5 protein-coding genes and 1 pseudogene are annotated in these 12060 nt (G+C 64.3%); 2 read left to right on the forward strand and 4 right to left on the reverse strand.

Going from position 1 to position 12060, the window contains the following annotated elements:
- Positions 1-3391, forward strand: a 3391-nt coding sequence (locus NA3_RS37760) for a Cdc6/Cdc18 family protein (protein ID WP_167355031.1), incomplete at its 5' end; no start/stop codon positions are given.
- Between the two features lie 505 nt (positions 3392-3896).
- Positions 3897-5444 (forward strand): hypothetical protein, encoded by a 1548-nt coding sequence (locus tag NA3_RS23055; protein ID WP_156769633.1) that lies wholly within the window; start codon positions 3897-3899, stop codon positions 5442-5444.
- Positions 5445-5871: 427 nt separating this feature from the next.
- On the opposite strand, the pseudogene NA3_RS23060 reads toward NA3_RS23055, so the two are convergent.
- The 4 genes and pseudogenes from NA3_RS23060 to NA3_RS23075 all read right to left on the reverse strand — a co-directional run.
- A pseudogene (locus NA3_RS23060) lies at positions 5872-6657 on the reverse strand (phosphotransferase); the annotation flags it as partial.
- Positions 6658-7135: 478 nt separating this feature from the next.
- Complete coding sequence (locus NA3_RS23065) at positions 7136-8221, reverse strand: S1 family peptidase (RefSeq protein WP_062965753.1); 1086 nt, start codon at positions 8219-8221, stop codon at positions 7136-7138.
- A gap of 688 nt (positions 8222-8909) precedes the next feature.
- Positions 8910-9845, reverse strand: coding sequence for a coiled-coil domain-containing protein (locus tag NA3_RS23070; protein ID WP_156769634.1), 936 nt, complete (start codon positions 9843-9845; stop codon positions 8910-8912).
- A 62-nt stretch (positions 9846-9907) separates the two neighbouring features.
- On the reverse strand, positions 9908-11152 hold the full coding sequence (locus tag NA3_RS23075) for a tyrosine-type recombinase/integrase (RefSeq protein WP_157126596.1): 1245 nt from the start codon (positions 11150-11152) through the stop codon (positions 9908-9910).
- Between the last annotated feature and the right edge of the window lie 908 nt (positions 11153-12060).

Here is a 12060-nt window from a genome sequence, read left to right on the forward strand (position 1 = left end):
ACTCACCTGTCCCGACGCAACGAACACGCAGATCCAGGAGCTGCGGACCCTGCTCGCCGATGTCGAAGAGGGATGGCGCTACCCCTTCATCATCGACGTCACCGGGGACAACTCCGCACAGCGGCGCTCCGATGCCGCGATCCGCACCCTGTGGGACAACGCGATCCACCGCCTCGACACCTGTGAGGCCGTGTGCGGAACACAGCGCCCTACCCGCGCGGTGCCGCTGGCCCGCGAGATCGGATGGGCCGGTGAACTGTTGGGTGCGATCGACGAGTTGTCCACCGGGTGTGACGAGGTCGGCAGAGCTCTCGACGAGTCCGCGCAGTCAGCGGTCGGAGTGCCTCGCCGCCGCCGCATCTTCGATGTTCGACGGCGGTTGGACAGCGTGCAGGGCGCGATCGCGTCTCTGCGGCGGCGGTTGCGCGCCGAGGCGTGCGGCGTCGTGCTCATCGAGGGCGGGTGGGGAACCGGCAAGACTTACCATGCGGCGCAATTCGCACTCGACCGCATCGAGCAGGGCGCGCCCACCGTCTTCGTCAACGGCGCCATGTGGCGAGGCTCGACTCGCTCGTGGCTGACCGAGCTCGCCCGCTCGGTCGACACCGGAATCAGCGGCCGCGAATTCCTGGACGGGCTACGTCTGCACGCCGAAGCCAGCGGCCATCGAGCCGTGATCATCGTCGATGCCGTCAACGAAGCCGCCCCCGCGCACTGGCCTGGCCAGCTCGCGGAACTGGCGGCGCGAGTCGCGCCCTGCCCGGAAATCACCCTCATCGCGACACGACGCAATGACGAGGGCACCCCGACATCGCGACCCAACGCCCGGCAATCGCCGTGGGCGATCTACCCCCACCGCGGTGTCGACCCCGCACAGGCATGGCAGATCCTGCGGCGCTCCTTCGACTTGCCCCCGGTCGCCGCACCATGGACGATTCCCGACTACCGGCGTCCGCTCGTCTTGCGGATGTTCGCCCGCGTCCACAGCGGCAGCAGCGCCGACGCCGTGGCTCCGATGGCTCTCGGGGACCTATTTGCCAGCTGGATCGCCTTGCTGTCGCATGACTTTGCCGCTCAACACCCCTCGCATTCGCCGGGGATGTATGACCGCGGGGAACTACAGGTAGTTCTTCGTCACCTCGACAGCCGTCCCGGCCAGGCAGTCACTCGTGAGCAGATCCGCCGCAACGCCGACGGGTTGTCCAGCGCCGAGGTCGACCGCGCCGTCGATTTCCTGTGCTACGAGGGCGTGCTCGTCGACACCGAAGGCCGCCTCGAATACGGGCTGCAACGAATCGCCGAATTCCGGCACGCTCAAGCGTTACTCGATGCCCGGCTCCGGCGTGCTCCCTCCGCGCCGAGGCGGCGTGCCCGCAGAAAATGGACGGACCCGGATCCGATCACGCTGGCGATGGCCGAACTGTCACCGGCACATTCCGGTCACGAAGTTCTGCGTGGCCCTGCCTGGGCGTGGCGGGCGGGTATGCCCGAAGCGTTCATCCTGTCGCTGCAAGGACGCTCGATCAGCACCGTCTCGCCCACAACCGTAACGCTCGCGCGCAAGATGCTGGCCGTGCCAGCCCGAAGACTGGCGATCTGGATGTTCGCCATCCACAACTCGGTGACCGCCGGCCATCCACTCGGTGCCCGGTTCATCGATGAGGAACTGACACGCACGCCACCAACTCAACGCGCACAGCAATGGATCGAGGTACTCCACGCGATCGCCACCTTCGACGCGGAAGAAGAGGAAGACAGCGACCTCGCGGCAATCCTTGTGTGGATCAACCGCCGCGCCGACACCAACACGCTGGACCCGATTCACGCCGGCGAACTCGCCCGCATGCTCATGTGGTGGCTGGCGCTGCCACCCGGGGAAACCGCCGCCTCGGCCACACGCACCCTGGCCGCCGTGCTCGCCGCACAACCCCATCTCGCCGCTAGCCTGCTTGTTCACGCCCACGCTTGCGGCGACGTCGACATCTACGCCGGGGTGTGGAACGCGGTGTACGGCGCGATCACCCGCGCCACAGCCACATCCGCCGCCGAAACCCTCGCCCTGGCAGCCCACGATCAGTTCCGCACCCGCCACGCGACGGCGGGAAGCCTGACGATGCATCTGCGACTGCACGTCGCGCTCTACCGCGCCCTCCACGCCGCCGGCCAGGTCCTCGACACGAAAGTATGCCCACCCACGCTGCATGAGCTGACATGCGCATACGCGAGCGTCTCCCGCGTTCGCTGGAGCCATCGCCGTGTGGGCGCCCACAGCGATCACATCGCGGTCGGGCCGTTGCGTGAGCTGCATGAACGATTCGCCGACGACAGCACAACCGGTTTCGACGAACAGGTCGGCCGAGCTGCGCAGCTCCTCGCCGAAGTCGCTGCACAGCACGCGATCCCCTACCGTGACCGCCTGCGGTTACGGCATCAATCGGTGAGCGTGCGGAAAAAGCTCAACGACCAGGCCATACAGATGTGGCTGGCCGAACTCTCGGCACGACACCGCTACCACGACCAGCTGCACCGCATCAACGGTCGCTGGGAGCCGCCACCGGCGGGCAGCGGGCGTTGGCTGGGTCCTGACGACGGCTACGACGAGTTGCCCGACCCCACCATCGATCTGGAAGTGCCGCTGTATGCCGCCGGGTCGATCGACCGCCGCGACGCCGGCAAACTCCCCATTCCCGCCGCGGTGTACGACCCGACCGGCTGCCACGACACCATCGACGGCGCCGACTTTTCTTTTATCGAGCCCGACGGCAGCCGATGGTGGGTTCTGGCAGGTGAATTCGTCATCGAGAACCGCGCATGCAGTCCACCGGTCAACCTGGGGCAGCTAATCAACTCAGCACCCGATACCCCCACCGCCAGCCAAGTTCGGCCCGCACTCACACGGACACGAAACACTACTCAGGTACGACTGCGTTCCTGGCTTGTCCACTCCGCAACGGGGAAGTCGAGCTCACTGCCGCTTCCGGCTAGCGCAGGGGACTTCGCCGCCGCCGAATGGGATACCCTCGCCCAGGCCATGACATGTCCACCTCCGACCGGTGCGGACGCGCGGGTGATCGCCTCGACCTGCTACTACTTCAACCCAGGACCGCAGCCGGATCGGTTCATGCTGATCGTGCCGACCGCGCAGTTCCGCGCTCTGCTCGATCTCACGTGGACCGGCAGACAGGTCACCTGCACCGACCCTCACGGCGACGTTCTTCAACAGCAGAGCATTGCCGACACCTACATGCTGCCGTTCGTGGCGATCAGCGACGGCCTCCGCACCCGAATCTCCCAGCAGGGCTACCGGATCGCGTGGGAGACCACACCGTTCCACGAACGCAACGGCTTCGACGAAACCAGCACGCACCGCTACTGGCTCGATCACTCCTGACCAACAACCAGCCACCATCCCAACCAGCTATCCCATCCACTGCGCAGCCAGCACAGTCCCGCCACGTCGTTCGTAAACCGCAGATTTCCGGGACGAACCGGCACGCCGCCGGCGAGCCGGTCGAATGCCCGTTGCAGGGCAACGCAACCCGCTGGCCCGCAAGGTCCATCCGCGCCACGACCAGCGACTACTCCCAGCGTTGGAACCAGAACCGTGGTGCTCCCCTGAAGTAGTGGACATCCGAGATAGCGGGACGGTCGGTCCCTGGACAGGATGTTCACCATGCCTCGTCCGCGTCGATCGTATTCACCCGAGTACCGGGTGGAAGCGGCATGTCAAGTTATCGATTCCGGCCGGTAGGTGCATGAGATCGCCCGCGAGCTGGATGTGCACGGGAACCTGCTGCATAACTAGCTTCTATGGTGCCGCCGGCCTCGGCCTGGAGCGTGGCGGTCTCGGTGACCGCGTCGCCGGGTTGTCAGTACAGCCGCATAGACTGCTCGAGGTGCAACAATCCAAGCGCTCGGCACTTCTTGAACTCCCAAACCAGTTGCACGGGGGCGACCTGGCCGGTCTGCTCGCCAGCCTCGGTCTCGCCGCCACCCGCGTCAGCGGCAACACCTGGAGCATCCACGCTGACACCCCCGGCGGGCGCCATCACGACCTGCTCACCGCCCGGACGGTGGCCGGTCCCCCACGCCGCGAACCGCAGTTCGACATCCTTCCAAATGTTGTCGACGAGTTGCCCGCACACCAATTGACCCCCGAAGCTTTGACAACCTTAGAGAAGATTCGTGCCAACGCGGCGTCGGACGATGACCTGAAGACCCAGTTGTTGTACTCCCAGATCGAATTGACGCAAGCCAGTCGTCAGCGTTGCGGCCAGTTCACCGAACAACACTTCGGGCTCCTGGGGAGATACACGCTCAACGACACGGATGAGCTTTTGCTGCCGAACCGCAGCGCACACGTCGTCACCATCACTCAGACGCTGTTGCGACGAGTGAAGCTGCCGTCAATCGCTCTCAGGATGGCCCAGGACCCGACTGTGATCAATGAGCTGCGGGATGGGTCAGCGCAGGTGCCAAGCAGCGGTCTTTTGTTCGGATCCGCTGCACAGCAGGCAAACTCGCTGGTCTTGTCCGGATCATTCTTGGACCCGCTCATGGGGTGCTTGCTGCCGTACGTGTGGGGATACGCCTGCCCACGACCGATGTCAACAGTCCTCTTCGGGTTCGGTCGCGCCTTGCCTGCAGCGAACGGCCTTGAGGCGAGAGAGATGCTGGAGCTGCTGCAGCGCAGCGGGCGAAACTCCGCCGTCTCGCTTCCGACGTTCACGAGAACTGCAGCTGGGGAAGCCATCGACTGGTGGGTCATGCGACTCAACCAATTGTTCCGATACCTGACCGATCCAGCCACCTACATCGACTCTCAAGATCGTTACGTTCCACACGAGCAACTGCACTGGATGCTGACCCTCAGCCAGGTTCTGCAACTGACAGCGTCGCTGCAGACCACCATTCGCGACACGACCGCCCAGAGAGTCATCGCATTCACCCTGCTCGGATCCTTCGCTGACCGCCTCCTTGGCGAAAAAGTGGAACTCAAGACCCTGTTTTCCGCGAAATACGCTCAGGAACAATTCAATTTCGTCAAGTCCTGTATGAACAACCATGCCGCCGAGATCCTGCTTCCCGCAGCACAACGGGCACTCGACGCGCTCCAGCAGCTACAAAAGGGCTTCTTCATCTCCGAGCAGCGCGGAATCAAAGCTGTTCGCATCCACATGCCGAACGGCGCGGTCAAGGAATTCAACCGTGAAGATGCCGCCGCGCGGTTGATGGTCATCCACCGCAACGCTACACACGGGTACGGTCGTGGAGCCAAGCCAAAGAGCGTGACGAGCGCCGAAGTCGGCGAACGCCTCCTTGCCCAGCACGACGGACGAATCCCCGATGACCTCGCATTGTTGCCCTATCTCTACCTGCTCGCAGCCTTCTGTCGTCCAGATGACATCCGAGACCGGATCATCGAACAGATAGCGGTGATGTGAATGCTCGTCACGACTACTTCATCCGGCGGAAATAGATAGAACCCGAAGCAGGCGGAATCAAGCCGAAGTCACAAGGCTCGAAATACCCAGGCGTGCAATGAAAATGCTCCTCACCGGAGCGCGGCCTCGGCGCCACACCGAGCTGATCCTGCCCCGCGGCGCCGGCGGATCACTCCCGCGAGGAGCGACAGGTGAACGCGTCAGCGCGGCGAGCTTGAGGAGGTTCTGGTGTCAAATGCCTGTGTCGCTGAGTGTTCCATCGAGTCGTCGAACGGGGCGCCGGAGACGTCTGTTAGCCAAATTTGGGTTGAGGTTGCCTTTACGCGCGCCACCCGTCTCGAACGGAGTCACGAACGCTCCTGCGCGCGTGGACTTTTCGATACTCGTTACCTTCATTGCACGGTCCCCGTGACAGCGAATGGCCGGGTCAGCTGTACTGACTCCAGGATGATGTCGTGTCGCCGGTGAGGATCGCGTGGAGACGCTGGCGTAGCCGTGTTGCGTTGGCTGGCGAGTCACCGGCCCTGCGGAGTGGGCCGGTGATTTGCACGAGGTCTCTCATCCGGCGCAGGGTCTCGTAGCCGGTGGCGAATTCGGAAAGGTCGTAGCCGTAGGTGGTGATGAACTCCGTTACCCAGTGCTGGTCACGTCCGTAACGGATCGCGGCGTGCCAGGTCGGTATGAGGTCGACCTCGAATGGGCCGATGCTCACCCAGTCCCAGTCGCCGAGAATGGCGCGCGGTCGTGCGGAGTCGTCGTTCGTTCTGTCCCACAGTAGGTTTCCTGCCCAGGCGTCACCGTGGATGAGTCCGTGGCCCAGTGGCCAGCTGGTATCGGCGAGTTCGCCGGCCACGGTCTCGATCATGTTCAGCAGAGTCGCGCGTTCGAGGTCGGTGATGTGTCCGGTGTCGGTGCGGGGATCGTGCAGAGCGGTGCGCAGGGATTGCAGAGGAACCCAGTTCGGGAGGTCGATTTGTGCGGGGGGCGGGGTCGAATGCAGCTCCCGCAGTAGTGATCCGAGGTCGCGTGAGGTCGGAGGCAAAGCGTCCGATTGTGGGTAGTAGCGCCAGAAGCTGACGTCGTGCCCGTGCACGGCGAGCGGACGCGCGCCTGCGAGTGGGACGGTGGCTCCGAAGCCGCGTGCGGCCAGCCATGCGGTCAGCGATGTGACGGATCGGACTCTGGGCAGGTCGGCTGCCGCTGTGGACACGCGTGCGACGGCTTGATGGTGAGGTAGGACGAACGGCGTTGCTCGAGTGGTGAATGAGGTGGGCCGCCTCGTCGCTGAAGCCGACTTCGTGACAGGCGGCGCGCAGGATGGTGCGTAGGCTGGTCGTGGTGTTGATCATGTCACCCGGCACCATAGTCCGCGCGTCGGTTCGGGTGGGCCGTGATTTTCGACTGTGATGGTTTGCTGGTCGAGACCAGAGTCACGGGTTCGGAGGCGGAACAAAGTTGTTCGCCGCGCCTGGTTTCGGAATCGGCGCCGGACAGACGGCCCTGCGGATCGGGCGCTGTCGACGCCGCCGCTAACGCTTGGGCTACTGCGGTAGCGGCGTCTCTTTGCCGGGGGACTTGACGAAGATGCTTTCGACGTCGATTCCCTCGAACTACCGGACGGAGTTCTGATCGAACAGTAGCCGACGCACCGCCCAGCCCTCGTCCACCCGGAATTTCCACTAGGTGTGTGTTTATGCCCAGGATTCGACTTTGGCCAGGTTGGGAAATCCGAGATCCGTCAGCGCGCGGACGACCTCGCTAGTGGGGAGCCCACGGTAGAACGGGGCGGACACGGGCGCTCCATTATTGGTCTGAACCTCAGAGGAGTCTTCGACCACAAGCCCGATCACCCGGCCATCGCCAGCGACGATGGGACCACCACTGTTGCCGGGACGGGCGATCGCGGAGTACAGAAAAACGGGTTCGCGGCTCGGCATCGATGGAGTCGATGGGTTCACCACTTCGCCGCGCTGAACGGTGATGGCCATTTCCGCGGTCATCGGCACCCGCGGAAAGCCGAATACGAACGTCTCGTCAGCCCAGTTCGGATCGCGAAACACCATTCCTGCGAGGGGCTGGAGGCCATCAGCGTCGTCTGCCAACTCCAGTTCGATCACTGCAACGTCGAGTTGGGCGTGGGCGCGGACGCGACACGAGCGGTACCCCGCTGGGGTCGGCACCTGCTGAACTACTTGCATCCCATACCTCACGCCTTCCGCAACATGTCGGTTGGTCAGAATGTGCGCGCGATCCACGATGAGGCCAGTTCCCCATCGCTCGTCTGTCTCGGCGGCGGCGTCAGCTTCGGTCGCATAGCCCGTGATCTGGACGGTCGCAGAGCAATAGAACGGGATGATCAGTTCGGCACCGAGAGCTTCGGCCAGCCAAAGCTTTCCACCGTCTTGCCGCTGCAACACCGGTCCACCGTTTGCAAGATAGGTCTGGCCGCCAACAGCCTTCTGGTAGTCGAATCCTTGCGCGAGCAGCAGACCCGCGTGCTCCAATGCACCGAGTACGCGCACCACATCTGCCAGATTGCCTGTCGTGTTGCCGACTTTCCCGAGAAAAGTCATGAAATGGGCGACCGTCCATGGGTGGATCACCCCTTTCTCGTAAGGCGCGCCCGCAAGCTCTGCCCATTGCTGGTTGCGCGCAAGCCCGAAAAATCGATGAGCCAACTCCGCGATCTGGATACGCCACGCGATGGTCACCGGCGCGTACCTTTCCTTGCGAGGTTCAGGTATGCCATCACGCGACTCGGTCGCCGTAGTCGTCATGCTCCGACGGTATCCCTGTCCGTTGGCATCGACCCAACCGCGGCGGCATGGCCGCCCCAGGGCCGATCCCCCAACAGGGAATTCTCCGCGACCGACCGACCACGCCTGAAGCGAACGCCGGTCGGTAACAACCAACTACAGGTGCGCACTAGTCACCGCGTCGGTGTTGGCGGAGATTCGATAGAAGCCCTAGGACGGAGATCAGAACTGTGACGGCCTCCGACCAGCCCGTGAGGAGCCCGGTGGCGGTTGCGAGACTGACTGCCAGGGAGAGGGCCAGTAGCGGGTGAATCTCGGGCGGTCTCGGTTCTGGTGGTTCCAGTCGGGGATGGTCGGAGGTGGGAGTTAGGCTCATGCTCGCCTAGCCCTTTCGTGTCGCAGAGTGGATGGGCGTTGAGTGGCCCCGCCTGTTGCCTCAGGCGGGGCCCACCGTTTTCCGGCCTGCCGATGGTTCTGGGCGGGTCCGGTACGCCGCACTCTATGCGAGACCCCCGACGTGTCGCTTCTGCGCATTCGAGCCGTGGTCCCCGTCGCTCTGACGGGGAAAGCACTGTTCAGCAGGATAATTCGCGCGTTAGCACATACCACCGACACCTCGCCGCCCTGTGCATGAACCGGGCTGCTGGGGATAACTCCCGCGAAGGTGGATGCGACTGCGCACAGGTTGTGCACAACCGCCGTCTGCCGTTTACTCTGCTGGACTTCCGTCGGCTGCGGTGAACGCGGGCCACTGGTGCGCATGAATGATCGAGTCGAGCTGGCGGCGTTGTTCGCGTGCGGCGCGGTCGGCCATGGCGTGGGCGGCGGCGATGGCCCTCGAGTGCTCGCGCTCGCGCGCCTCGTTCTGCTGGCGGTGTGTGTCGGCCTGCTCGGCGAGCTGCCGTCGCAACGCCGCGTTCTCCTCGGCGGCGGCCTGGGCCTGTCCGCGGATGACATCTGCCTCGGCTTCGGCGCGCGCTTGCGCGGTGCGCGCGGCGTCGTACTCATGGCGCATCCTCGTCAGCGTTTGCTCGGCCTCGGTGTAGACACTGTCGCGATCCTTCTCCGCCGCAGCGATTCTCGCCTCGGCGACGGTGCGGGCTTCTTCGGCCTCGCGGCGTGCCTGGGCGGCTTCCACTGCCGCATCGTCGGCTGCTTGCAACGCCAGCGTTTCCAGTTCGGCGGCTCGGTCACGCTGCGCCGTCATCGCCGCCAGTGCACGCTCGGCGGCCGATTGCGCTTGCTCGGCGGCGGCGATCTTGACCGCGGCCTCACGGCGGATGTCGGCGATTTCGCGATCGATCGCCTCGGCACCGGTGATGGTGGCCAGCGTGTCGGCGCTGTCGCTGACGATCGCGGACAATTCGTCACGCAGACGTGCGGCCTCGGCCAGCAGACCCGCGACCGTCACCGCACCATCGGTGACCGGCCGCAGACTCGGGGTGGCTGGTTCGCGGGTCTGCTGCTGGGCGTGTTTTCGTTTGGCGCGCAACGCGGTCTGTGCGTTGTGGCTCGGGTCGGCGCAGTAGGCGAAGGGGCGCCCCGGCCGCCGGGTCGTCGTTTCAGGCTCGGCTGTGCAGCCGGGATAGCCGCACTGTGCCGAAACCGTGCGCTTGCGGGAGTGGAGGTCAATGGGTTTTGTCATTGAATTCCATTTCGTTTCATTACATTTCGTAGCCGTCGCAGTATGAAAATGAATCGGGGCGGTCAGGCGACGGGGCGCAGGCCGCCGTTGCGTACGCGGGGCAGATGCAGGCGGATGACGTCGGCGGCGGATTCGCTGGCGCGGCGGTCGATGTGGCCGTAGCGTTTGTCGGTGGTGTTGACCGACTCGTGTCCGGCGTCGCGGGAGACCACGAACAGCGGCACGCCGTCTTGCAGCTTCCAGGAGATGCCGGTGTGGCGCAGTGTGTAGGGGGTCAGGCGCTTACCCAGCAGGCTGGTGACCGCGTCGTCGAACCGCTCAAGCAGGTCTTCCGGGTCGGCGCCCTTCCATCCGGTGGCGGGGTTGAACGGCCGGAAGTTCAGCTCGTCGAGTGCTTGCAGCCGCCTCAGGGCCGGCAGCCACGCCTTCTTGTAGAAGTAGGTGACACTGATGGGGTTTCCGGTGGCGGTGTGGAACAGCAGCTCGTCGCGCGGGCGGTTCAGGTCGAGCCGGTCGAGGGTTTCCAGGGGCACGTTGACGGTTCGGATTCCCCGGCTGGACTTGGGTTTGCCGAGTTTCAGCGCGCCGCCGGCCCATTTCCACGCCTTGGTGATGCGCACCGCACCAGTGCGGGGGTTGATGTCGCCGACGCGCAGAGCGGTGACCTCGCTGGGTCGGGCCATCGACATCAGGCCGAACTCCGCGTGCGCGCGCCAGCGCGGCGGCATCAGCTGTTCGAACAGCTCCCATTCCGCGTCGTCGAAGTAGTCGGGTTCGGGGGCGTCGTTGCGGGGCAGTCGGGTGTCGGCGCACGGGTTGTAGGCGATCAGCGGGGTCGGGCGCACCGCGGCGGCGGCGCTCATCGCCGCCGAGAGAAACCCGTGCTTGTTGGCGATGGTCTTGGGCTTGTTGCCGATCTCCTCTTCCAGGTGCACCACCCAGGACTTGTCGGTCTCGGCCGTGATCGCGCCGAGAGGCAGATAACCCATGAAATCGGCGATGTCGCGGTCGATGTAGCGGTGGTAGCGCTTGCGGGTCTCGGGCTCGATCCCGGTCAGCGTGTCGGCGTAGCGGCGCAGCCACTCGGTGAGAGTCAGGTATTCGACATCGGTGCCGCGCTGGACGTCGAGGATCTTCAGTGCTTCCTCGGCGCCGACACGTTCGAGCAGCGCGGCCCAGCGCGTCGCCTCGGCGGGGTCGTCGAATGTCTCCGAACTCTGGCGCCTGCGGCCATCGATGTAGATGTTGAACGGCACTTGCCACGCGACGGTCCCGTCCGCACGAGGACGGGGTCGAGGGGTGGGCATTGTCACCTCCGGTCGGTTCCAGGCGACATCTCGTGAGATGTCCTGTTACCGACCGCTGGTAACCGGCTGCTGACGCCAGATACTGACGCCGTGCACGCTCAGGATACGTTTCCGCGCCCTGAGCGGCCAGTCTGTGTGGTGGAGCCTAGGGGAATCGAACCCCTAACCCCTCAAGACGAAACCCGCTGGTCAGCGGCGGTCGCTAGTGGTCGGATCCTACAAAAGGTCACATCTCGCAGCGATTCGCCGCATTTCGCGTGCGCTCAGGGCCTGACGGCGTCAGCACCTGTTGGCCTCGTCGGCTGGTTGAGGCAGCCGATCGTTCACCCGCCTCGCGCCCGAGTGCAATCTCACGTGCGAATAGAATTCGATTGAAGCACGTTCAGTCCCCACTCGAATTACAAGCGCCGACTCCAATCATGAAAAGCCCATGGATCCAGCGGCAGAAATTTCGATCCAGGCGATACGATGAATCCTTGCAGATACACCCCGGACGCAGGAAAAACAATAGGCTCCGCCTGATATTCAACCTAACCGCCATTAGCGGATCCAGAGGAAGCGCGAGGTGAATTTAACGCAAAATCCGCGGTTTCAGACTTGCGTTGCGATTTGACTCTTCCGACGCTTTGTTCAGCCGGTAGAGCGCCGACGACTGCGACGATTGTGGTATCGGCGACTCCTCGGTGACAACCCGGAAGGATCCGGCGGGGGCACTATGACGGGCATCGCCGTTATCGCCAACGCCTCCCGGATGTCGTCCTCGGTCAGGCGCCACTGGCGCCCAATCTTGTGGCCCGGCAGCTTCCGTGCCCGCAATTGGCGCAAGTACCATTCTGTGGACTGGCCCAATCGTTCAGCACCGACCGAAACAGGCACCGTCGTCAGGGGTGGAACTTCTTGCTGGATAC

The sequence above is a fragment of the Nocardia africana NBRC 100379 genome (assembly GCF_001612635.1).
In the GTDB taxonomy this organism is placed as follows: Bacteria; Actinomycetota; Actinomycetes; order Mycobacteriales; family Mycobacteriaceae; genus Nocardia; species Nocardia africana.

Bases quoted from the DNA above. Each gene is read 5' to 3' on its own strand.
- NA3_RS23065 (WP_062965753.1), bottom strand. From the start codon at position 8,221: ATGACGACTACGGCGACCGAGTCGCGTGATGGCATACCTGAACCTCGC.
- NA3_RS23070 (WP_156769634.1), bottom strand. From the start codon at position 9,845: ATGACAAAACCCATTGACCTCCACTCCCGCAAGCGCACGGTTTCGGCA.
- NA3_RS23075 (WP_157126596.1), bottom strand. From the start codon at position 11,152: ATGCCCACCCCTCGACCCCGTCCTCGTGCGGACGGGACCGTCGCGTGG.